This window comes from Paenibacillus sp. J22TS3 (genome assembly GCF_018403205.1).
Classification (GTDB): domain Bacteria; phylum Bacillota; class Bacilli; order Paenibacillales; family Paenibacillaceae; genus Fontibacillus; species Fontibacillus tuaregi.
On the sequence record NZ_BOSF01000004.1, the window covers coordinates 648,298 to 671,171 of the forward strand.

Sequence of the window (22,874 nt, forward strand, 5' to 3'; positions counted from 1 at the left end):
GCCGTCAGGGCCAGCCAAGAGGCGTTCTCCTCCATCCCGGTCATTCCATTCCATCTGTGACTTCCTTTATTTTACCACAAGCTTGATGCATGTATGATTATACCCAGCACAAAAGAACTGCAAATTCTTAAACATTAAAACTGACCGAATAATTCTTTGCTCAAGCAGCTATGCCGTCAGTTAGAACCATCTCTAAATTCTCTGCGCAAGCAACTGTTATTCCGTAATCTTACTTTTCTACTCAAGCAGCTGTTATCCCGTAATCTTACATTTCTACTCAAGCAACAGTTATCCCGTAAGCTTACTTCTCTGCTTAAGCAACTGCTACGCCGTCAACCAAAAACCAACTAACCTGCTAGCTGCTCCCTTGAACATCGTGCGCACGGCTCCCTGTGAACAACACGGCTGCGTGGTCGGGAGCATGCTTGGATAGCTGGTCGGCCATATGCTTAATACAGCCGAGCTGTGCCTCAGCCCCAAAGTCAACTACACCTTATGCAAAAATCCTCAAATGCTGCGGCAGCATCTCGAACACGCCCGGCAGCTCGCCCCCGAGCTCGCCGTCCAGGTTAAGCTGCACCATGCTCGGCGAAGTCACTTCCATCCGGTTCGTCTTGAAATAGACGACGTGCGGATCATTAAAATGCTCCCCGCGCAGCGCCAGCGTCATCAGGCGCAGAAACTCGCCGAGGTTGCACTTCTTGACGGCGATCACATCGAACAAGCCGTCGTCGATAACCGCGCCCGGCGCCAGCTTCTCGAATCCGCCAACGGAGTTGCTGTTAGCGATGAGGAATAACATGAATTCGCCGTGCATCTGCGGCTGGCCATCGGCCTTGATGAGCAGCTCGGTCGGTGACAGGCTGGCCACCTTCTCGATGCCCTTCATATAATAAGCCAGCTGGCCAATGCGCGTTTTCAGTCGGCTGGGCACTTCATAGGTCAGCTCGGTAAGGGAGCCTCCGCCCGCAATGTTGATAAAGTGGCGGCCGTTCGCCTTGCCGATATCGATATATCTCGTCTTGTTCTCAATGACGAGATCACAATAATCCTCCCAGCGCCGCGGAATGCCCATGGCACGGGCGAAGTCATTCGTCGTCCCGAGCGGGAACACGCCAAGCGGCGGCAGGTTCTCCTTGCCGGCCATGCCGTTGACGACTTCGTTCAACGTGCCGTCCCCGCCGGCGGCAATAATAATATCGTATCCGCGGTCCACCGCTTCCGCGGCCTCGCGGGTTGCATCCCCTTCGCCTTCTGTGGCGAAGCAGGATGTCTCAATTCCTGCCCGGTCAAGCCGGTGCAGGACGTCCGGTAACAGGCGACGCATTTCTTCCCGTCCGGAGGACGGGTTATAGATCAGCCTAGCTCTCTTCATATATTGTAACGCCACCCGTTTATCATAATGTCAATGACTTCATTATAGTGAATATCTGCCGTTGAATCCAGTCATTCAGCATCGGATGCGGCAGTAATGCTTCTCCAGAGTAGCGGTACTTCAGCCCCTCAAGCCTGCCGGGAATCGCCTTTTTCGTAAAATATCCCCCGCTTAAGAACAGCGGAGCCACCAGCACGTCCATGCCGCGCTCCTCAGACCAGTACCTCGTCTTGGCGGCCAGACTGTCAGGGTTCAGCAGCGCATAATCCGCATGCTTCACCCCGCCAATCTCGCGGACATGCTCGGCAAGCGAGCTGATTCCGCGTTCCCAGCGCTGGCGGAAGCCGTCATGCACGCTCCCATGGCCGACCAGGAGCACCACTTCTCTCTCCCGCTCGGCGGATATCGCTTTGAGCTTGTCCCAGACCATATGAGCGATCACCGGATCATCATCCACCGGCTCGCCAAAATGTACCCTAGCCCGCACCCGAAAAGGCTCCAAATCCGTCTCCTTCTCCGGGAACGGCTTCACCCCAAGCGCATAAGCTATTTCATCAATATGTGTACTGCCGGAAGAGACGAATAACGGAATCACAATAAGATCCGTTACGCCCGCCCCCTCCAGATGGTCTATTCCATCCTGAATCAGTCTTCCTTCCACAACCTCAAGAAACGAAGCCGCTACCGGCATTTCTGCCGGCAGTTCCAGCTTCGTTACAGAGTCATCCACGAGCCGCACCCAGGCGGCATCGGGGGAGCCGTGGCTAATGATAAGTACACCCGGCTTCATTTGACTTAACGTCCCAGTCGTTCCAGAGACATTTTATATCCGTCATTACCGTAATTCAAACATCTCTTCACACGGGAAATGGTGGCCGTGCTTGCACCGGTCTCCGCTTCAATCTGATTATAAGTGCATCCTTTGCCCAGCATACGAGCAACCTCCAGGCGCTGGGACAGCGACTGAATCTCGTTAACGGTACAAAGATCATCGAAGAACACATAACACTCCTCGACATTTTTAAGTGTAAGAATGGCCTCGAATAATTGGTCGATACTTTTATCATTCAACTTCTTCAGCTGCACTGATTTATCATCCCCTACGGTTACTGTACCCTCATTGTACTTTGCGGACGTATCCTTTTCAAGCATTAACGATTTCACGCAGTACAGAAAAGAACCGCCCAATTCCGCTTTTGCCTCAAAAACCGGGACATTCGTCTATACCCTGCGTTAGCCTACCACATACATTGTATTAAGAATTGGAAAAAATAACAAAGGAATGTGATTTCCATGCCACATTTTCAGCACCAGCAGCGGAGTGTCGTTCCGCCGGGCTATCCGTACGGCGCTTCCTCCTACCCAGGCCTTACCCCTTATGACCCCTCCATCCCTTTCGAGTCGTCATCACTCGTTCCGTATACAGCTCCGCTCGAGAATGCAGCAGCCCCAACAGTGCTCCCGGCGGCATCCCCTGCGAAGAGCGGCGGCGGACTCTCCCTGCCCAAGCTTGGAGATCTTAAAGGCATCATCGACAAGATGGGCGGCATTGACGGGGTCATTTCCACGATGGGCCAGGTACAGAAGGTCATGCAGGGCATCCAGCAGTTCGCCCCGATGGCGAAGCTGTTCATGGGTCTGCTGCCGGGAGGCAAGGGCAAGACAACCGGGGCCAGCTCAGGTAAGCTGGACGAATTCAGACCGAAGCGCAAGCGCTCCAGAAGTTCTAAATCCGGCTCGAAGAAAAAGAAAACTGGCTCAGGCAGCAGCTCACGCTCTACCTCCAAGAGCCAGACTAGCAAGAAGAAGACCCGCCGATAACAGATATCGGCGGGCTTTCCGCTTTTACGAGGCGCCGCTTGCACGCCGGCCGGTGTTTTATAACATATATCGTCGTGCTTTCAGTTATCTTAAGTACCCGATCGCACGTGGTACACTTCGCGGCGACCGGAGTGGTATTACAGATTACAGACTGAGGTTCACCACAGGCGCCCACATCAAAGGACTCTTTCTCAGCTTAATTTTAGATAACTATAACATTAAACTGACTAACAATAACCGAACGCCAAATCCTCAGGACAAGCATCAATCGCGCCCAACCTCCCCCAGCTACTTGAACCAGCCTCGCCGCTGAAACCACAGAATCATCCAGACGCTCAAGGCCAGCATCACACCCAGCACTACAAAATACCCGTACTGCGTATGCAGCTCCGGCATATTAATGAAGTTCATTCCGTAGATACCCGCGATCAGAGTTAGCGGCATGAAGATCGTGGTGATGACCGTCAGGGTTTTCATAATACTGTTCATCCGGTTGGAATTCAGCGAGATATACGAGTCTCGCAGATCCGCCGTCATCTCCCGGTCGGCTTCAATCATATCGGTCAGCTTGAGCAGATGATCGTATATATCCGTAAAATATGCCCTTGGCTCCCGCTCACCCTGAATATGCTCGGAGTTCACAACCCGGTACATCAGGTCCCGCATCGGGACGATCGTCCGTCTCAGCTTCAGCAGACGGCTGCGCAGGTCGAACACCTGGTTCATCAGATCCTCCACCGATTCGTGGCCGCCTTTGTTCTCTAACTCATCCAGCTCGTCTTCAATAGCAAAGACGCACGGGAAGTACAGGTCCACGAGCTCGTCAATGACCAGATAGGCTGCGGCCATCGGCCCCCTGGCCCAAATTTTCCGGTCATGCGCCCGCTGCATCACCTTGTTCCAGGCATTGTTCACCTCGATCAGGTCCTTATGGTGGTAGGTCACCAGGAACCTGCGCCCAATGAACAAATCGACCTCGGTCGTATCCAGAGTGTCTGCTTCCAGCGAATGTACGACCATGAACTCCATGTCCTCGTAATAATCCATTTTGGGCCGCTGAAGCACATGGAGGCAGTCTTCTATGGCAAGCGGATGAAAATGGAAGAGCGTATCCAGCAGGGCTGACTCCTCCTTGGTCGGCTCGTTAAAGTCTGTCCAGACCCAAGCATATTTGGGATTGTCCAGCTGATCCAGCGGGACATCTGCATCCACCTGATGCTGATGTGTGATACCCAGTGTACGTATCATGGCTTTCGCCCCTTTTATCGTCGTTAATCTTCCCGTTTCAAAAATCTATTCCATGATCAGAGGCGCTGCCCGTCCCGCCCGATCCCGCCGGGGGGTACAGCATTTGCTCCCTGCGTGCCGCTGTAAAAAGATACTCGAGGTCAGCATTGCTTTTGGCCATGCTGCTGTAGTACTCGTACTCAGTTGTGCACACCACGTTAATCAGTTATACACACCAAGCTGGTTCCTTGTACACAGTACATCAATCCGCCATACACACTTATACTAGCTTATTCACACCACTTTAGCCGCTGTACCCCGCAAGCATTCACTCATACAACCCTTTTAATCAGCTATGCACGTCACATTCCGGCTTGTACACACCATGTTAACCGCTATGTACCTCACACACTCGCTTATACACACCATGTTACTCGGGTTATACACATAACATACTGGCTTCTACATACCACGTTAACCGCTATGTACACCCTATCCTCGCTTATACACAACATGCTAATCGATATGCAGCACCTCATACTCGCTTGATACAATCACGTTAACCACAAGGTACCCTACACACTTGCTTACACACACACACCGTTAACCACTATGCTCTCCCATTCTCGCTGCTACGTACCCCGCATATTAACTTGTACACACCTTTATCAGCTATGCACACCAAGCTGCTCCTTATACACAACATGTAATCGGCTATGCACCTTGCATACTTAACTTATTCACATACGTTTATCGGCTGCGCAAACCCACACTCCCGTGCATAGCACGTTAACCGCAATACTCTCCACATCCTAGCTTATTACACCACTTAGCCGCTGTACCTCGCATGCATTCACTTGTACACATCACTTTAATCAGCTATGCACACAAATTCCCACTCACCCACAACACATGAATCAGCCATGCACACCAAACTGCTTCATTATCTAAACACCTTAGTCAGGCTATGCTCCCCATACCCAACTTATCTACAGCCATTTAATCAGCTGTCCATTCCCATACTCCCTTGTGCACCCCACGCTCCCCGGGAGTTCATGCCACTTTAACAGACCGCACAAATCAGAACCAGACTACCTTACCCAGTTTTGCACAACATAACAAACCGCAATACCGCCATACCGGCCACCCCGAATGCTGCTGCAAAAGACTCTTCAAGGCCCGCAGCCCCTGACTTCCCGTGACATGTGTTCTGACCTCTTCCCTAACACCGGATTCACCGCGCCTCTACAGCCCTCTTAAATCTTCCCACGCAAAAAGCCAACCTCTAAAGTTGGCTCCTCGTTGTATGTTCAGCTCAATGCTATTTATCTATTTTAGAAAAGAACAGTAAAGATCAGTCCCGAGAGTACCGCCGAAATTGGAATGGTGATAACCCAGGAAACTACGATCGTTCCAGCCACGCCCCATTTCACTGCGGAGAAACGCTTGGCAGAGCCCACACCCAGAATAGCCGAGGTGATTGCGTGTGTAGAGCTGACCGGCAGGTTCGTCAGGGTTGCGGAGAAAATAACCGAGGCTGCGGACATATCCGCCGCGAAGCCATTGATTGGCTCGATTTTGAAAATCTTCGTACCCATCGTCTTGATGATCTTCCAGCCGCCAATCGAGGTTCCCAGCGCCATGGCTGTAGCCGCAGAGATTTTAACCCACAGAGGGACATCCATCGTGCTTTGGTACTTGGCCGTAACCAGGGCAAAAGTGATGATCCCCATCGCTTTCTGGGCATCGTTCGTTCCGTGAGTGAAGGATTGAAGCGCCGCCGTAAGAATCTGCATCGTCCGGAAGCCTTTATTCACGGTATGCGGGCTCTTAGAGGCAAATATCCACTTGAGTATCGTCATGACGATATAACCTAGAGCAAAAGCAATCAGTGGAGATATCAGCAGTCCTTCAATGATGGTGCTGAATCCGCCCCAGTTGACCTTGTCATGACCTCCGCCCACGTACACGGCTCCAGCCAATGCCCCGATCAAGGCATGGGAAGATGATGAGGGAATCCCGAACCACCAGGTCACCAGATTCCAGATAATTGCCGCCAGCAGTGTGGCAATCAGTATTTCCAGACCGTTATCGAGCTTTGTCGGATCGGCAACCTTGCCCCCGATCGTCTTGGCCACCCCCGTGAACATTAACGCTCCAAGGAAGTTCATCACGGCCGCCATCAGAATCGCCGTTCTTGGCTTAAGCGCACGCGTGGATACCGAGGTGGCTATCGCATTCGCTGTGTCGTGGAATCCGTTAATGAAGTCAAAGGCGAGTGCAAGCACGATGACTACAAGCATGATAATAAACATTGTATCCATGGTTATATCATTGCACAGAGGATACCTGTATACGGAGGTATTCTTAAGAATCAAGCCGCCTTCTGCAGGCACTGGCCCCTATAACTAAAACGGAAGCCGAACTTGAATCCTCCCCGTAGTACCGAACCAATCCGCGCAATTCCAGCCTCCTCCATGTGTTCGAATTATGAATTGCGCATGATGATCGATTCCAGCATGTTCGCTACATGCTCACAGGCGTCTGTCGTCGTCTCCAGGCGTTCGTAAATTTCTTTTTTCTTAATCAGTTCAATCGGGTCAGGCACTTTCACGAACAACTCTTTAATCGCAATGCGCAGCAGCTCGTCCCCTTGGTTCTCCAGGTCATTCAGACGGATCGTATGCTCCCGGATGGCCAGCAGCTTCTTCTGGGACAGCAGCCGGATCGCCTTCTGGATTTCATAAGCGGAGTTCTTGAGGATTTCGGCAAAATTCACAATATACTCATCCGGCTCACTTAAATTGTACATATAAAAACGGGAGGTTGTGGCCTCAAGACCGTCCAGCACATCATCCAGCGTCGTAGTCAGGTTCATGATGTCATCGCGCTCGATCGGCGTGATGAACGTCTTATTAAGCTCAATAATAATGGTGTGGGTGTAATTGTCACACTGGTTCTCGAACGCCTTCATTTCCTTGGCGAACTCTTCCACATTGTTAAACTTGGACACCTGCTCGGCGAAATAATCCGCCGCCTTAACAACAGCCTCCGCCATATTCTCTAACGTCTGGAAAAAGATATCTTTCTTTTTCACTCGCATGTGAAGTCCCCTTTTCAATAAGTCTGCCGGCCTGCAGAAAGACCTATATGCCAGAACCAAAGGCTGTGTGACCGCTCCTGCTGTATATATAGGTAATGTTTCTTCTAGAACGTCAAATCCTCAGTCCATGCCAAATGACTCGGCCTTCCCAGATCCCACTTGCATGTCAGCGAGATAACCTTTGTTATCTTACCATAAAGCTATATCCGATTGTAAAGTAAATGTAATATTTACAGCAAACAATTTTATCCCCAGTTTTCATAGGATTGCCCCAATTTTCCCACTGTAATCCCTATCAATCCTATATCTTACATACACGCTTCAGATTACCCTTTCTGTCACTTTGTAATTGTAACGTGACTGCTGAAGCCTCCGGTATTCGGAACGATGTTGAAATAGGTCTTTCCCGGGTAGAGCGGGACCTCCGCCCCATCCTTCACGAACCGGATCACATCGTTCTTCTTGCGCACCCATTGTCCCTGGATCAGCTTGCCCCGCTGAAGCAGCATCGCCTTGCCGCCGGAATTCAGATCCACACTAAGCCGGCCTACCTTGTCCAGCGTCTGATGGTCCGCGCCGATGATGACCACATTCGCGGCGGTAAGCCCGGTCCCCGTATCCAGATCCTTGTGCGGCTTCTTGCCAACATAGCGCTCATACAGCCTTGTCTTCGTGTTGTAATGGTAGGAGACCCGGTAATTGTTCAACAGAAACTTGATCTCCACCTGGGAAGCGGACTCTCCCTCTACAGGATCATCGGCCTCACGGAACGTGTAGGCGGGCACCTGCTTGTCCACAAGCCCGTATCCCCGTTTCTTCGCCCCCGCCCGCAGCTTCTCCACACTTGTGTACAAGTTATGCGGGGCCTTCCTGGACTTATCCCGCCAGAAGTAGGCGCCCGCATTGGAGATCTCATCCAGATCCTCCTTATGCAGGCTCTGGATCAGGGCGTAAGCGTCCGTGCTGCCTCCGGCATGCACAAGCACGCCGTGATAGCTCTCGCCGAGATCAATCAGATACGGCCGGATGCTGCGCACCGGTCCGATCTTCTCTACCTTCTCGGCGCTCTGATAAATGGCAACCAGGCGTGTAATCCCGCCCTCTGCCAGCACCTCATACACGATGTCCGCGTCCATCAGCCCGGACTGAGGCCGTGCCGCCGGGGCGTTGTTGATCATGACGGCCAGGGGCCTCGTCTCGAGCGGCGCATCCACCGGCTCTCCGGTCAGCGGCGATACATACGCTGCCGGCTGGGTTACCGCCGGCTCGGCAGGGGCCTGGTTCTCCCCCGTCTGCACCGGGGCGTTCGGCGCTGCCGCCTCGCCGCCGTTCTGGCAGCCAGCCAGAAGCACTGCAGCCGCTGACAGAATCAGCAGCATTTTATTCAGAGCACGAATCTGCATGAAATACCTCCGGGAAATCTTATTTGACAACATTATAATTGTAATCATGCCCAGGTGGAAGAATTAAACTCTACTTACACCTCCTATCCAGAATGAACCAGGGCCTGACCACCCAAACAAGTGCCTCTGGACAAGCGATCGCACCAAGCAGAACGAGAAATAAGGCACAGACCCGCTCAGCGGTTCTGCGCCTAAGTTATTCATTGATGTAATCACTTGTCCAAATCCATTCTGCCGAACTGCCAGCAGTTCAGACTCAGCGTTCCGTACTGATAGTCCTGGAACAGCCGCTTGGCATGGCGGTCATTGTCAGCGGCACCCATCGCGTAGAAGAGGGGAATGAAGTGCTCCTGGCCATATTCCGGTACGGCTTCCCTGGCGTGGGGCGCTTTTTTCTCATAATTGAACAGGGCCGTCAGGTTCCACTGCTCCAGATGGGCTCCAATCCAATCATCGAATTCGACTGCCCAAGGCTCCGCAGAACCCTGTCCAAGCAGACGCAAATTATGCACCGTGCCCCCGCTGCCGATGATCAGCACATCCTGCTCTCTGAGACTCTGCAGCATGCGTCCAATCTCATACTGCTCCTGCGGGCACCGCTTGGAGTCCACCGACAGGCTGATCACAGGCACATTGGCCTGCGGGTACATGATTCTGAGAATCACCCAGGCCCCATGGTCCAGCCCTCTGCCCGTAACAATCCTGTAAGGCAGATTTCCTGCCTTGAGCAGGCTGGCAATCTCCTCGCTTAACTCGGGACTGCCGGGTGCCGGATAGCGGATCTCGTACATTTCCTGCGGAAATCCATAGAAATCATGGATGGTCTCGAGGTCCTGATCCCCCGTCAGCAGCTGATCGGGTGAATCGAAGTGGGCCGAGAAGACGGCAATGGCTTTCGGCGCAGGCAGGGATTGCCCCAATCTCTGTAGAAACCTGGTGTATTCATTATCCTCCAAGGCTAGTGTAGGCGAACCGTGTGCAACAAAAAATGCGGGTAATGTCACGATAATGCCAACCTCCTTGCGCCAAAAAATATAGGTACATCTTCATTGTATCGCTTCCCGCAGCAGAATACCACATATCCTGTAAGGTCCATGCTTACGGGTTCATTATGATCATTATGGCCCGATCTCTAACCATATAACAGCCGCCTAGGATAAAGGACATGTATCCTTGTATTAAGCCGCAGTCTGCGGGGCCACAGCGGTACGATCCAAAATACCAACCAAAACCCACAGCACAACAATTCCTCCGACGGCAAGAAGGGCTGAACCTCCCGCATGAACAAGACAAGCGGCCAAGAAAGCTGATCCTAATCCCAAATGGATCACCCGCATATACTTGTTTCTCACACGTCTGATCAGGAAGCCGTACACTCCCCCGGCCAGCAGCAGGGCAAATGCCGCTATCCCGGTATATATCGCATCCTGATGGCTGCCTTTAATCAGGAAATAAATCCCATGCACCACGATTAGAAGCACAGCCAGGTAACCGGCATACGTATGCACGGCGTAGAACAACTTGGCTCCCTTACGCAGCCATTTACTGGCTGAGCGTCTTTTCTTCTTCAGGCAAATCCAGGCAAAGCTGATAGCGGAGAGAAACACCGCAGCCGTACCGAGATTTTTATAGATTCCTTCTGCCCCATGGTCCGGACGATTCGGTCTGCCTGGGGCACCTGCTGCGTCTCCGGACTGCTGCACCGAAGCTGACCCAGCGGAAGCGGAAGCTGGAGGCTTCATGTGAGCAGGCCTTGTCTCCTTAAGCCCGACAACAGCATACAGGATCAAGCCCAAGGCCGCCAAAGCAAGCAGGACGGCGGGGATAAACACTTTTCGGCTTTTATTCATAAGGCATCATTCACTCCTTCAATCATTACTCTTAGCATGCAAGATCAGCTTACTTAAGTTATCTGAAATTAAACTGAGAAAAAGGGCCTGGCTACCTGAAAATATGCTGAGAGTGGTAAAGGCACAGTATATCCTTTCCCTTTGCCATGAATGCCACCGGCTTTTGTTTTTAGCGCTTACCGCTATCAACCTTCTCTCTCCCCGCTAATTCCTCCCCTTCCTTATCATCAGCAAAAAAAAAGCAGACGCACACCGCCCAACTGCCGCGGTACACGCCTGCCCTCTTCATTACCCATTAGATCATCCAATGCTGCCAATCGGTCTGCACAGCCTCCTGCTCATTCAGCCAATCCTTGGTCCGCTTAAGCAGTTGGCTCCGATGGTCCCCCACCGAGAAGGTATGGTCGCCCTGAAAGATAATCTCCTTGTCGCATCGCCCTTCCGGACGCATCCAGAACACCTTTTGGAATAAGAAGGCATAGTCCACAGGAATGACATCATCGGAGGTGCCGTGAATGACCAGCACATCCCCTGTGAATTTAATAGCCTCCTGGAAGGGTTGGAAGATTCCCAACGACTCGAAGAAGACTGGGGTGAATTCATACCCTAAATAATCGGAATGCCCGTATTTCACCGCATCATCGTATACCTTGCGTTCCGTGATCTTCACAATATCGTTGAACGGGTAGCCTACGGAGGACCACATCACCAGATTCTTCACACGCCGGTCCCGAACTGCGGTCAGGAGTGCCACCGCTCCCCCCAGACTGTGGCCAAGCAGCGTAACCCGCGTCGGATCGACATCACCCAGATTGAGCACATACTCCAGCACTGTGCGCGTCTGGTTCACCATAGATTCTAATCCTTCCCGGCCATAGTATCCCGTGCTTTCACCACACCCGATATAGTCGAAACGGACCACCAGATAACCTTCTGCGGCCAGCTCACGGGCTGTCTTCACGAACAGGCGGTCAACGCCGATGCGGCTGCCGACGAAACCATGGCAGATCACAACCAGTGGCACCCTGTCCTTGCAGCGGCCGCTCTTCTTAGCAACCTCAGCCGGGTAATGGACACTGGCCGTTATCTCTTCATTCCCATGATGAATCACAATTTGTCTCTCCATAATTGCGGACGCCTCCTTGTTCCGGTAAAACATATATACATAAATCCGATAAGTTTAATATGAATTAGTTAAACTCATCTTAGCATCACCGGAACAAGGTGTCAATCCTTACGGTAACAAAAGCTCGTTATTCATATGAGCGGCGATACATCGCGTGTGTCTCTTCCTTGCCATCCCACTCGTTCAGGAACGATTCGTTCCCATGCTTAGACAGGTCCAGCTCGTCTCCGGAGCGGCCCGTTAGGTCAGCCTCATCCGCGAATTCCACATTCTTGCCAATCACCAAGTTCCGGTCGGAACCCGTTCCTCTTATCCTACGGATATCGCTCACCGCCTCGGGGTCGCCTCCGAATTCCACATCCTCATGGTCCTTGACCACTTCGTCCATCACTTCACGCGAATTGCTGTTCAGCAGGTAGCGCCGGGTAAGCTCCGATTTGAATTTGCTCATGTATGCATTCTCCTTGTCCCAAATTGAGGATGAATTGAATTGAATTGAATTGAATTGAATCCAATTCATTTCACCTAGTGTGAGAGACAAGGAGTTATTTTATTCCGCTTCCTCCCGGCGGACACAACGCCAGCCCGGTTCGGTCCTCTACTCTCTGAGATCAGCCGGATTGGCCACAATCCCATGGAACAGCAGAGACAGCATCTGCTCCGACAAGGTTCGCATGGTCATAATGTTCTCAAGCTTGCCGGATTGAAACAGAAATTGTTTCATGGAGATCAGGTACATCACGAGCAGATGCGGGGAGATGTCTTTTCGAATCTGCCCCATCTGCTGTCCTTTGAAAAGCGCATTTTCAAAGGATGGAATGATGTACTGCTCACTATACGCCCTAACCTGCTCAGCGATATGGGGGTAATCACTCATCAGCTCGTTCAGGAACAGGATCGAGATGTCATCCACCTTCCGGTAATGCAGCAGCTTATGAAGCAGCTCCAGCGTATCCTTCGACTCCTCGACCATCATCTTAAAGTCGGTGGTGGTTGCCTCCACCAAATGATCAATGACCTTTTGGACAAGGCCCTCCTTGCTGCCAAAATATTTATAAATCGTCATCTTCGAGACAGGCACAGCTTCAGCGATCTCTTCCATCCCTGTAGCAGCGATCCCCTTCTCATAGAACAGGCGCTGGGCCGTAAGCAGAATTTGTTCTTCTTTTGCCTTCAATGGATATTGGCTCCCTTGGATTTATTCAACTATATAAAATGAACTTATGAAGGTTACCCTTTAGGGGCGCTGCGATGCCGGGTGTTCTTTAAGGCCGCTGTTGTCTCCGAAATGCTTGAACTATATATCCAAGTAGAGGCATTTCGGAGACAAAGGCGGACGCTCCGCTTCTTCAGAATCACTCGGGATCGAAGCTGAGATCGATTAATTCTAAAGTTCATTTTATATAAATCGATTAACGCGCCGGATCAACCTTCGCCCTCTGTCCTTAGTTTATTAAATATATGAAGCGAAATAAAGACCGAAGGTGCCTTCCGGGTACAGTGACAACCAGCAGGCAATAACAATCAAGCCGGCACTGCAGCACGCGGAGGGGCCAGGGGCCGGACGGACCCGCTTTCCAAGGGAGTACCCGCTGTAATTCTAAGCCAGCATTTTTATAGAGGCAGGTCTCTTCTCCTGAACAACACCACGGCAAGGATGTAGAAGAGGGCGCCAATGCTAAGTAGAATCCACAGCTGTCCAGTCCATTCCGCACTTCCCTTGACCAGCTCGCTAGGTCTGAACAGAGAGAAAACCGACAGATTCCGCATCCAGCCGGTCTGCTCGCTCAACCTTCCAATCAGATCAAGACAGTACGAGCCGATCACGATCACACCGGATATCGACATCGCCCTTTTCTCGTCATTCGATACCGAGGATACGAGAAAGCTTGCCCCGCTCAGTGCAAAGAACATCAGAAAGCCCATTAGATTGAGGCGAAGAAAATTACCCGCATGAAAAGCCCCAGGATCAGAAATGAACAGCAGATTCCCTGCAAAACCGGCCAGTGTGGTTGCTGCCATAATGATGAGCAGACCGGTAATCATCACGGCGGCCTGGGTGCTTGCCACCTGGGCTCTTGTCGTTGGTGTAGACAGCAGATAAGCCATAGAGCCCTGATCGACCATGCGAGCCATCAGCTGGGTGGAGATCATGAGGCTGAAGATAGACAGAATTATAATGAAAATCAGTCCATAATATTCACCCGAAAGGAACGACTCCAGATCCCCCATTCCATTCTCAAGCCCAAAGGCCTTGGTAATTCCGGAAGGGATCGACTTAAGCAGGTCGTTCATAACCTGAGCGTGCTCCGCAATGCTCGGGTACAGCCAGAGCATCAACATAATATAGAAGGCCGAGCCCAGCGCATAACTGCTAATGCCCTTTGCGTTGTTCTTAAGCATTTGTGCATAGAGTGAGAGATTCATCTACTGATTCCCCTTCCGGTCATAATAATTCATGAAGATCTGCTCCAGACTCTGGGTATGAATATCAATATTTCGGATCTTATACTTAGCCGCCTCTGCCGTAAAAAGATCATAATTGCCCTGCACTGCCACACTTACACGCAGATCAGAACGTGACTCGATCTCAAGCATCTCCGAGCTTGCGAACCGCTCCGCATCCTCACGATTATGGAAGACCACCTCGAAGATCTTCCGCTGCATCTGCTGGAGATCATGGATATTGTTGATCGCTACCAGACGGCCGTCCTTTATAATGGCAGCCCGGTCACAAGTGGACTCAATCTCCGGGAAGCTGTGCGAGGACATGAGGAATGTGGTGCCCCTCCTCTTCTCTTCAAGCACGAGCTCAACAAATACCTTTTGCATAAGCGGATCAAGCCCTGAAGTGGGTTCATCCAAAATAATGACATCCGGCCGGTGCATAAACGCGGCAACAATACCCACCTTCTGCTTCATCCCCTTGGACATCTTGCGGATCGGGGTATTTACATCAAACTGTAGGCGTTCAATAAGCTCCTCACGTCTGGCTGTGTCCTTTAACCCCTGCATCCGGCTCATAAAGCCCAAAAAGGATCGGCCAGTCATGCCCTCCATAAAAGCAATCTCTCCAGGCAGATATCCCATGAATTTCTGTACCTTCCCCTGCTTCTCCCAGGTGTTCAGTCCGTTGACCTCTACCGATCCCTGGTCTGGCTTCATAAACCCCATGATGTGACGGATCGTCGTGGACTTTCCCGCGCCATTCGGTCCAAGGAAGCCAAATACCTCCCCACGTTCCACAGAGAACGATAGATCAAATACACCCCTGCCATTTGCAAATTGCTTGCTTAAACGTTGAACCTTCAGCATGGCTAGCCCCTCCCAAAGTAATATTTACCGAGCGGGATATCATTTACAATTTTTATACTCGATAAATGTAATAAGTACAGTATATACCTACATTAAAAATAATCAATACATTTTTGTACTATGATATATAATCAAGTACATTTCGATAAAATATATCTGTGCATCCTTTTTCCAGCTAGCAATCGTGGCCTTACCATTACTTATTGGCATTAAGGCACGGAAGCGGCAGCACATAGCTGGAGTCTGTCTCGTTCATAATAGCTGTTATAAGTCCGGCAGGTATTCCTGACATCACTCTACCGGGAAAATTGTACTGATTCGCAAGAGGCAGGGTTCCTGGTCCGCAGCCTGTTATTTTCGCATCCCCTATCTCAAGATAGCTTTTTTGTTATATATGTAAAATTTGTGATTCAGATTTCCTGCTTTTTCGACTTCAGAACACTTCCCTGGTCCCTTGTGAACTTAAAGCGCCTTAAGTATACTTTGGGCAAGAATAACACTGGATTTCCGGTAAACTTACTTAACCGGTACGATCCTGGTCTATTGTTGTGAAGTGTTCTGAATGGTAATAATAGGATTTCATAGCCGAGTCACCTAGAAAATAAGTGTATACAGCAAACATACACGAAGAGGAGAATTTAAAAAGCCATGTACATCCACGAAATGATTAAGGAAACTAACCGCTTAAGGGATTATATGACCCCGGAGAATGACGCTTACTTTGGGGAGATGGTCCGAAGCTTGCGTTCGAGCTCCCTGGCGGAAGCCAAAGGCGAGGAAGTGCTGCTCAGGCTGGCTAAGGAGATACTGGAAGCCCAGAACCGAAACCGTCCGATTCAGGAATTGTATGGGGATAGCCCCAATGCCTACTGCGCCCAGCTGGTCGCGGATATGTCCATCAGACAGCCCCGAAGCATGAAGGATAAAGTGAAATATTACGCAATGATCCCATGGGTGGCCCTCACCTGGGTGTTCTTCATCATGATGCTGACAGGCTTCTTCAGCAAATGGTTTGGCGGTGATCTTACCTACACGCGCATTAGTACCGCAACCCTGCTGATTATCGCCGTAGGTTCAATCCTGCTTGTCGAACTTATGACCCGGTTCCTCAAGCCCGAATCCAAGAAGGGCAAGCCAGCCGAGCAGATCAAGCTTACCCCGAGGGAAATGGGCATATACATCGGCATCATGGGCGGCATTGTGGTTGTCGGGGTACTGCTCGTTATCTTCCTACCGGCTTTTGTCGTGTCGCCTTGGAACAGCCTGATCATCTTCATCGTAGGCCTTCTCGGGCAGCGTTTCTTCTTCCTGCGCAAGCCGGAACGATCAAGACAAGCATCGGGTGAGGCTTAGAAAGACCTTTCCGAAATGCTTGCTTGTAGCTAGTTTGCTTGTGATTAGCTTGTGTGATGTCCTTATAATGTGATGGATTGTGATGATGTCTTATCATGCTGTGAGGTGCTAGTAATCTGTAATCTTGCTTGTGAATTGTGAATCGTCTGTGATGTTTTGATGCTGCGATATTTGTGATAACATGATGTGACTTAGCTGATGTGATGTGCTTTTGATGCTGTAGTGTGCTTGTGGTGACATAATGTACTTTTGATGCTGTAGTGTGCTGTGGTGACATGATGTATTTTTTATACTGTGATGTTACTTATGGTCTGTGGTGTGCTTTGTGCCCCTATATGTCCGCCTGGTTCTGTGTCCACACTCGTTCATGTCACAGACCGGGCGCTTAGCTTTACAACGCAATGAATAGAGCCTGCCGTTAAATGGGACTGACCGCTTAACGGCAGGCTCTTACTCGTTCTCTTTCTCTTCTCCTTTCTCCTTGCTTCTAACTCCTACTTTTACTTTTACTTTTACTTTTACTTTTACATTTACTTTTACTACATCTTAACTTCCACTACTTATCCCGTCATCCGGTTCCAGCTGGTGATCCTAAATCAACAGATTAAACAAATTCAAATCACGGTTGAGTTCCGTGAAGGCAATCCCCTTGGCTCTCATGCGCTCAATAAGCGGCACATAGTCCTCTTGATACGTCAGCTCAATGCCGATCAACGCCGGCCCATTCTCTTTGTTATGCTTCTTCGTATACTCGAAGCGGGCAATATCGTCATTCGGCCCCAGCACGTCCTGTAGGAATTCCCTTAAAGCTCCGGCGCGCTGAGGGAAGTTAATGAGGAAATAATGCTTCAATCCCTCGTAAATTAGCGAGCGTTCCTTAATCTCCTGCATCCGGTCGATATCATTATTGCCCCCGCTGATCACACACACCACCGTCTTGCCCTTGATTTCCTCGCGGTACAGGTCGAGTGCGGCCACAGGCAGTGATCCCGCAGGCTCTACAACAATAGCGTTGTCGTTATAGAGCTCCAGGATCGAGGTACAGGCCTTGCCTTCCGGAACGGTCACGACATCATCAAGTACGTTGGCGCAAATCTCATAGGTCAAATCCCCCACGCGTTTCACAGCCGCTCCATCGACAAATTTGTCGATCGATTCCAGAGTAACCACCTGTTTCTCCTTAAGCGCTTCACTCATGGAAGCCGCCCCCAGCGGCTCCACTCCGACAACTTTAGTGTTGGGGCTGACCATTTTCAAGTAAGAACCGATCCCGGCAGCCAGCCCACCCCCACCAATAGTCACAAAGACATAATCAGCCGGAGTGCTCAAATTCTCCATGATCTCCATACCGATAGTCCCGTTCCCGGCAATGATCATCGGATCGTCAAACGGATGCACGAATGTCATGCCGTGATCCCGGCACGCCTTGATCGCCTCGGCATAAGCGTCGTCATACGTATCTCCGGTAAGAATCACCTCGACATCGGCTCCGCCAAACCGCTTGACCTGCTTCACCTTCTGATTCGGTGTGGTGCTTGGCATATAGATATGCCCGCGTATCCCGAGCGTGTGGCAGGACAAAGCGAAGCCCTGAGCGTGATTGCCTGCGCTGGCGCACACAATGCCCTTCTCCCGCTGTTCTTCAGTCAGGTTGCGGATCAGGTTATAGGAGCCCCGGATTTTGAAGGAGCGGACGACCTGAAGGTCCTCTCTTTTCAGATATACCTGGCAGTCATACCTCGCAGACAGCGTCTGATCCAGTTGAAGCGGTGTGCGGGTCACCACTTCCCTTAGCACATGATGTGCCCGTACAATGTCTTCCATCCCTACAGCAGGGTTCTCCCCTTGTGCCATTTCTCTCTCCTCACTTCTATTTACAGATATAGGACTTCAAAGCGCTAACGCCGAGCCTGTACATACATTTGAAGTCTAAAATACACTTATCTCGGCTTTTGTTCAAGCCCTGTTACAAGGAATGGTCAAATTATCCGCAGGTCAGGCAATTGGATATTTAAGGACAATGGATTAATACAGCGGCTTGGGCTATTATACAAATAGATTATACCGCCCTGTGAGGGCGGACTCTCCATCACACTTGGATAACAGGGGAACCCGGATGAACAATAGGCAAAGAGAAATTTTGCGCATGCTCTTAAACGAAGAGAACAGGCTATGGCTGGTTCAGGATCTTGCGGATGAGGTGGGATGTTCTGAGAAGACCATCCGAAGCGACCTGAACATAATAGAGGAATTTTTGGACAGAAACTCGGGGGCCAGTCTGATCCGGAAACCAGGTCTGGGCATTTATCTGGAGGTCGAGGAAGCTGACCGCGCCGATCTTATAGACCGTCTGTATGCCGGGGAGATCTTGACCGATCACAAGTCCGACGAAGAAAGAGTCCTGCATCTGGCCTACCGGCTGCTGATGAACGCGAAGCCTGTGGCCATTCAGGATCTAGCCTCAGAATACTATGTGAACAAAGCCGTGATCCGCAAGGATCTGGATCAAATCAGGGAGTGGCTGCGGCGCTTTGATCTAACTTTGTTCTCCAAGCAAAGGGTTGGCCTCGGGGTTGAAGGCTCTGAGAAAAGCAAACGGACCGCTCTTGCACGCCTTGATCAATTGATCGACAGTCCCGAGCTCACAGGGCAGATGCTCAGGAAGCAGTTCGAGCCGCACGAGGTATCTGCGGTCTATCATGAATTAAGGGCACTTCAGAAGCGGCATTCGCTTCCATTTACAGATGAAACCTTTGAAAGCCTGATCCTGCATATTCTGTTGATGATCAAGAGAACCAAGCTTAAACAGCCCATCTCTCTTCCAGACTTAGAAATTGACACATTAGAGGAAAAAGCGGAGTTTGCTTGGGCAGAGGAGTTTTTGGAAGCGCTGAAGCCGGTATTTGCCGTTCCTTTTCCAAGGGAGGAAGCTGCTTATCTGACCCTGCACCTGCTAGGTGGAAAATTCCACTATCGTGAGGAGAAGGGTGAGGGCCTGGAACGTAAGCTGGTGGATCGGGATTCCCACCTGTCCAATCTGGTGGCCCTTCTGATCCAGAGAATGTCAGAGCTGAACCGGATTCAGTTCTCCCAGGACGAGGTGCTGATTCATGGCTTAAAAGTGCATTTATACGCAACCCTGAACCGTCTTCGCTACGGGCTTCCCGTGTCCAATCCCATGTTGGCCGAGATCAAGAAGATGTATCCTTATATGTTTGACCGGATCATCGTGGCCCTGGGGGATCTGCACGATTTGCTGCAAGTCTCCATACCTGAGGAGGAAGCAGCCTATCTGACCCTGCACTTTCAAGCCTCGGTTGAACGGCTGCATCAAGGCGTACCCGATCCCAAAAAAGTCATCATTGTATGCCACATGGGCATTGGCATGTCCCAACTGCTTAGATCAAAGATCGAACGTAAATTTCCGTCCGTACAGGTGGAAGCCTCCATGGCTAAAGCGGAAGTCCAGAGCTATCTGGCGGATCACAAGGTGGACTTGGTCATTTCCACAGTTGATCTTCCAAATCTGCAGCTTCCACACATCCTGGTCTCTCCCCTTCTGGAAGCCAGGGATGAACGAAAGCTGGAGCAGAAGATCCGGCAGCTGGATGAACCGGGTCACAGAGAGGAATCTGCCTTCCTGAAGTACACAACGCCATTCCTTGTCTTTCTCCAGCAGGATGCTGAACAACCGGAACAACTGATTGCCAAGCTGGCTCAAGTGCTGATCGACAAGGGATATGTGGAACCTGGGTATTCGCAGAGCGCACTTGCCAGAGAAAAGTTGTCCTCTACAACCATCGGGGGAGGTGTTGCCATTCCCCATGGCAGTCCTGAGCTGATCCGGGAATCGGCCATTGCGATTGCCACATTGAAGCAGCCCCTCAAATGGGGAACTGAGAAGGTGCAGCTTGTCTTCATGCTTGCGGTACAGAATGATGAACGGGAAGAAGTGAGGCAGCTGTTTAGGGAGCTATCCCTGATCAGTGAACGTCCAGCCTATGTAGGGACATTATCTCAAGAGACCCATGTGATGAGCTTCCTTAGCAAGCTGAAAGGTGAATTTTAACCGGATAATAATAGCTAATGAGAAGGCGGGACCCGAGGGTCCTGCTTTTTTATGCAGGCAAAAAAACGATTTTTTCCGGAAGTTCCGGTAAAAGATTAGTCTGATAACGGCCCATCTGGTGTTTATACTTAATCATGTAAGCGTAAACAATTAAGTTAAAAGGAGAATGGCCATGAAAATATTAGCGATTACCTCGTGTCCTAACGGAATTGCACATACGTATATGGCTGCTGAGAATCTTCAGCGGGCGGCGGCCAAGCTTGGCATTGAGATGAAGGTCGAAACCCAAGGGTCCATCGGGGTGGAGAACCAGCTAACCGAGCAGGAAATCCGTGAAGCGGACGGAATTATTATCGCGGCGGATAAAAAGGTTCTGAAGGACCGGTTCGTCGGCAAAAAATTGCTTGAGGTTGGCGTGCAAGAAGGCATTCGTCATCCAGAAGAGCTCATCCAGCGTGTGATTAGTGGAGACGTCCCCGTGTACCGGGCTCAGTTGAGATCGGCCGAGGATATCAAACAGGAGAAGAAATCCCGGCAGAATCCGGTGTACCGCCATTTGATGAACGGAGTAGGTTATATGGTGCCGTTTATCGTAATCGGAGGTCTTCTTATTGCAATTGCCCTGACTCTAGGGGGACATAAGACGCCGGGCGGGCTTGTGATTCCCGACGGCTCGTTCTGGAAGACGATCCAGAATGTCGGATCTGCCGCATTTACCTTCATGGTACCGATCCTTGCCGGTTTCATCGCCATGAGTATTGCGGACAGACCGGGTCTGGCTCCCGGTATGGTCGGCGGATTTATCGCAGCGAACGGCAGCTTCTATGGAAGTGAAGCGGGAGCCGGTTTTATTGGCGGGATTATCGCTGGATTCCTGGCAGGCTATGTTGCGCTCGGGATCAAAAAGCTTAAGATTCCAAAAGCCCTTCAGCCTATTATGCCTATCATCATTATCCCGATATTGGCTTCCTTGATTGTAAGCTTAATCTTCATCTTCCTTATTGGGGCACCAATCGCCCAGCTGTTTGAGGCTTTAACAGCATGGCTTGCGGGCATGCAGGGAACCAGTTCAGTTCTGCTCGCCCTGATTCTCGGAGCTATGATCTCTTTCGATATGGGCGGGCCCGTGAACAAGGTTGCCTTCCTGTTCGGTTCAGCCATGATTGGAGAAGGCAACTACGAAATTATGGGTCCCATTGCGGCGGCCATTTGTATTCCGCCTATCAGTATGGGCCTTGCGGCTATGCTGAATAAGCGCAAATTCGAACCTGCCGAGCGGGAGGCTGGCAAAGCGGCCTTTACGATGGGGCTGTTCGGAATTACCGAAGGGGCAATTCCTTTTGCAGCCCAAGATCCGCTCCGGGTTATTCCAAGTATCATGGTAGGATCGATGGCAGGCTCCGTCATCGCAATGCTTGGGCATGTCGGAGACCGCGTAGCCCATGGGGGACCGATTGTTGCCCTGCTTGGTGCAGTAGATAACGTAGTCATGTTCTTCATTGCTGTTATTGTCGGTTCAGCGGTCTCGGTAATCTTGATCAGTCTGCTGAAGAAAGACATCGAAATGGCTGGTCCGGTTACTGCCGAAGGAGTCGAGCTTAATCATCCTGCGGCGTCTGCTGTGGGGACTCCTGTAGCTCCAACTCCTACAGCTTCAGCGAATCCGACAGTTCCTACAACTCCTGCTCCTGGTTCCCCTACAGCCACAACTGTATCGGCCTCAGATCAAGAACAGACCGGAGATGAAGCGCAAGCTGTTCAGATTGAGAAACTGACAGATATCATGAACCTGGATCTGATTAACCTGGATCTCGAGGGAGCTTCCCGGGATGAAGTGATTGATGAAATGATCGGGGCATTGGATAGAACCGGAGCAGTAAGCTCTCCCGATGATTTTAAAAAGGCCATTCTGGCCCGCGAAGAAGAAAGCTCGACAGGCATCGGTATGAATATCGCTATTCCTCACGGTAAATCGGACGCAGTCTTGAAGCCAAGTGTAGTTTTTGGCATTAAGCAGGACGGGGTCGACTGGAGTAGTCTGGACGGCAGCGAGGCCAAGCTGGTCTTTATGATTGCCGTACCACGCAGCAGTAAGGGAAATGCCCACCTGAAAGTGCTTCAGATGCTCTCCCGCAAACTGATGGACGATCCTTTCAGAGAGGCGCTGCTTGCCGTGAAGACGAAGGAAGAAGCTTACCGATTGCTGGATGAAGTACGATAATTTAACCGGGT

The 22,874-nt window shown here is 50.9% G+C and carries 19 protein-coding genes; 4 read left to right on the forward strand and 15 right to left on the reverse strand.

The features are described 5' to 3' along the window. Positions 1-493 precede the first annotated feature (493 nt). Genes KJS63_RS16235 through KJS63_RS16245 form a run of 3 tightly spaced genes read right to left on the reverse strand, consistent with a single transcriptional unit; the run spans position 494 to position 2,461 of the window. Positions 494-1,375: a diacylglycerol kinase gene (locus tag KJS63_RS16235; protein WP_068614492.1), complete on the reverse strand. Its 882-nt coding sequence runs from the start codon at positions 1,373-1,375 to the stop codon at positions 494-496. A 22-nt stretch (positions 1,376-1,397) separates the two neighbouring features. Further along, complete coding sequence (locus KJS63_RS16240) at positions 1,398-2,165, reverse strand: sirohydrochlorin chelatase (RefSeq protein WP_213620033.1); 768 nt, start codon at positions 2,163-2,165, stop codon at positions 1,398-1,400. A 5-nt stretch (positions 2,166-2,170) separates the two neighbouring features. Beyond that, positions 2,171-2,461 (reverse strand): YerC/YecD family TrpR-related protein, encoded by a 291-nt coding sequence (locus KJS63_RS16245; protein ID WP_068621942.1) that lies wholly within the window; start codon positions 2,459-2,461, stop codon positions 2,171-2,173. A gap of 207 nt (positions 2,462-2,668) precedes the next feature. Between KJS63_RS16245 and KJS63_RS16250 the strand changes: the two genes are divergently transcribed. Continuing rightward, complete coding sequence (locus KJS63_RS16250) at positions 2,669-3,196, forward strand: hypothetical protein (RefSeq protein WP_244862632.1); 528 nt, start codon at positions 2,669-2,671, stop codon at positions 3,194-3,196. A gap of 288 nt (positions 3,197-3,484) precedes the next feature. On the opposite strand, the gene corA is transcribed toward KJS63_RS16250, so the two are convergent. The 11 genes from corA to KJS63_RS16305 form a co-directional block, all read right to left on the reverse strand. Further along, on the reverse strand, positions 3,485-4,444 hold the full coding sequence (corA, locus tag KJS63_RS16255; protein ID WP_213620035.1) for a magnesium/cobalt transporter CorA: 960 nt from the start codon (positions 4,442-4,444) through the stop codon (positions 3,485-3,487). A gap of 1,313 nt (positions 4,445-5,757) precedes the next feature. Beyond that, positions 5,758-6,747, reverse strand: a complete 990-nt coding sequence (locus KJS63_RS16260; protein WP_213620036.1) for an inorganic phosphate transporter — start codon at positions 6,745-6,747, stop codon at positions 5,758-5,760. Positions 6,748-6,911: 164 nt separating this feature from the next. Further along, positions 6,912-7,526, reverse strand: coding sequence for a DUF47 domain-containing protein (locus KJS63_RS16265; protein WP_068614471.1), 615 nt, complete (start codon positions 7,524-7,526; stop codon positions 6,912-6,914). Between the two features lie 338 nt (positions 7,527-7,864). After that, complete coding sequence (locus KJS63_RS16270) at positions 7,865-8,929, reverse strand: DUF3048 domain-containing protein (RefSeq protein ID WP_213620037.1); 1,065 nt, start codon at positions 8,927-8,929, stop codon at positions 7,865-7,867. Positions 8,930-9,141: 212 nt separating this feature from the next. Next, a complete protein-coding gene (locus tag KJS63_RS16275) occupies positions 9,142-9,933 on the reverse strand; it encodes a DODA-type extradiol aromatic ring-opening family dioxygenase (RefSeq protein WP_068614468.1) in 792 nt (263 codons plus the stop codon). Between the two features lie 174 nt (positions 9,934-10,107). Then, the gene (locus tag KJS63_RS16280; protein ID WP_213620038.1) at positions 10,108-10,779 is read right to left on the reverse strand and encodes a hypothetical protein; all 672 of its coding nucleotides are present in this window, start codon (positions 10,777-10,779) and stop codon (positions 10,108-10,110) included. A 295-nt stretch (positions 10,780-11,074) separates the two neighbouring features. After that, positions 11,075-11,905 (reverse strand): alpha/beta hydrolase, encoded by an 831-nt coding sequence (locus tag KJS63_RS16285; RefSeq protein WP_068614463.1) that lies wholly within the window; start codon positions 11,903-11,905, stop codon positions 11,075-11,077. Between the two features lie 127 nt (positions 11,906-12,032). Continuing rightward, the gene (locus KJS63_RS16290) at positions 12,033-12,356 is read right to left on the reverse strand and encodes a hypothetical protein (RefSeq protein WP_213620039.1); all 324 of its coding nucleotides are present in this window, start codon (positions 12,354-12,356) and stop codon (positions 12,033-12,035) included. A 147-nt stretch (positions 12,357-12,503) separates the two neighbouring features. Further along, on the reverse strand, positions 12,504-13,082 hold the full coding sequence (locus KJS63_RS16295) for a TetR/AcrR family transcriptional regulator (protein ID WP_213620040.1): 579 nt from the start codon (positions 13,080-13,082) through the stop codon (positions 12,504-12,506). A 437-nt stretch (positions 13,083-13,519) separates the two neighbouring features. Then, entirely contained in the window at positions 13,520-14,332 is an 813-nt protein-coding gene (locus KJS63_RS16300) for an ABC transporter permease subunit (RefSeq protein ID WP_213620041.1), read from the reverse strand. Further along, the gene (locus tag KJS63_RS16305; RefSeq protein ID WP_213620042.1) at positions 14,333-15,220 is read right to left on the reverse strand and encodes an ABC transporter ATP-binding protein; all 888 of its coding nucleotides are present in this window, start codon (positions 15,218-15,220) and stop codon (positions 14,333-14,335) included. A gap of 648 nt (positions 15,221-15,868) precedes the next feature. Here KJS63_RS16305 and KJS63_RS16310 point away from each other — a divergent pair. After that, positions 15,869-16,573, forward strand: a complete 705-nt coding sequence (locus tag KJS63_RS16310; RefSeq protein WP_213620043.1) for a DUF1129 family protein — start codon at positions 15,869-15,871, stop codon at positions 16,571-16,573. A gap of 591 nt (positions 16,574-17,164) precedes the next feature. Here the strand turns inward: KJS63_RS16310 and ilvA are convergent. Beyond that, complete coding sequence (gene ilvA / locus KJS63_RS16315; protein ID WP_068614445.1) at positions 17,165-18,427, reverse strand: threonine ammonia-lyase IlvA; 1,263 nt, start codon at positions 18,425-18,427, stop codon at positions 17,165-17,167. Positions 18,428-18,689: 262 nt separating this feature from the next. Between ilvA and KJS63_RS16320 the strand changes: the two genes are divergently transcribed. Next, positions 18,690-20,642: a BglG family transcription antiterminator gene (locus tag KJS63_RS16320; protein ID WP_213620044.1), complete on the forward strand. Its 1,953-nt coding sequence runs from the start codon at positions 18,690-18,692 to the stop codon at positions 20,640-20,642. Positions 20,643-20,814: 172 nt separating this feature from the next. Further along, positions 20,815-22,863: a PTS fructose transporter subunit IIABC gene (locus KJS63_RS16325; protein WP_213620045.1), complete on the forward strand. Its 2,049-nt coding sequence runs from the start codon at positions 20,815-20,817 to the stop codon at positions 22,861-22,863. Positions 22,864-22,874: the final 11 nt, after the last annotated feature.

Excerpts from the sequence above, each read along its gene's own strand:
- KJS63_RS16310 (WP_213620043.1), top strand. The coding sequence starts at position 15,869 with ATGTACATCCACGAAATGATTAAGGAAACTAACCGCTTAAGGGATTAT.
- KJS63_RS16240 (WP_213620033.1), bottom strand. The coding sequence starts at position 2,165 with ATGAAGCCGGGTGTACTTATCATTAGCCACGGCTCCCCCGATGCCGCC.
- KJS63_RS16235 (WP_068614492.1), bottom strand. The coding sequence starts at position 1,375 with ATGAAGAGAGCTAGGCTGATCTATAACCCGTCCTCCGGACGGGAAGAA.
- corA (WP_213620035.1), bottom strand. The coding sequence starts at position 4,444 with ATGATACGTACACTGGGTATCACACATCAGCATCAGGTGGATGCAGAT.
- KJS63_RS16270 (WP_213620037.1), bottom strand. The coding sequence starts at position 8,929 with ATGCAGATTCGTGCTCTGAATAAAATGCTGCTGATTCTGTCAGCGGCT.
- KJS63_RS16260 (WP_213620036.1), bottom strand. The coding sequence starts at position 6,747 with ATGGATACAATGTTTATTATCATGCTTGTAGTCATCGTGCTTGCACTC.
- KJS63_RS16250 (WP_244862632.1), top strand. The coding sequence starts at position 2,669 with ATGCCACATTTTCAGCACCAGCAGCGGAGTGTCGTTCCGCCGGGCTAT.
- ilvA (WP_068614445.1), bottom strand. The coding sequence starts at position 18,427 with ATGGCACAAGGGGAGAACCCTGCTGTAGGGATGGAAGACATTGTACGG.
- KJS63_RS16280 (WP_213620038.1), bottom strand. The coding sequence starts at position 10,779 with ATGAATAAAAGCCGAAAAGTGTTTATCCCCGCCGTCCTGCTTGCTTTG.
- KJS63_RS16285 (WP_068614463.1), bottom strand. The coding sequence starts at position 11,905 with ATGGAGAGACAAATTGTGATTCATCATGGGAATGAAGAGATAACGGCC.
- KJS63_RS16325 (WP_213620045.1), top strand. The coding sequence starts at position 20,815 with ATGAAAATATTAGCGATTACCTCGTGTCCTAACGGAATTGCACATACG.
- KJS63_RS16265 (WP_068614471.1), bottom strand. The coding sequence starts at position 7,526 with ATGCGAGTGAAAAAGAAAGATATCTTTTTCCAGACGTTAGAGAATATG.
- KJS63_RS16305 (WP_213620042.1), bottom strand. The coding sequence starts at position 15,220 with ATGCTGAAGGTTCAACGTTTAAGCAAGCAATTTGCAAATGGCAGGGGT.
- KJS63_RS16300 (WP_213620041.1), bottom strand. The coding sequence starts at position 14,332 with ATGAATCTCTCACTCTATGCACAAATGCTTAAGAACAACGCAAAGGGC.
- KJS63_RS16320 (WP_213620044.1), top strand. The coding sequence starts at position 18,690 with ATGAACAATAGGCAAAGAGAAATTTTGCGCATGCTCTTAAACGAAGAG.
- KJS63_RS16290 (WP_213620039.1), bottom strand. The coding sequence starts at position 12,356 with ATGAGCAAATTCAAATCGGAGCTTACCCGGCGCTACCTGCTGAACAGC.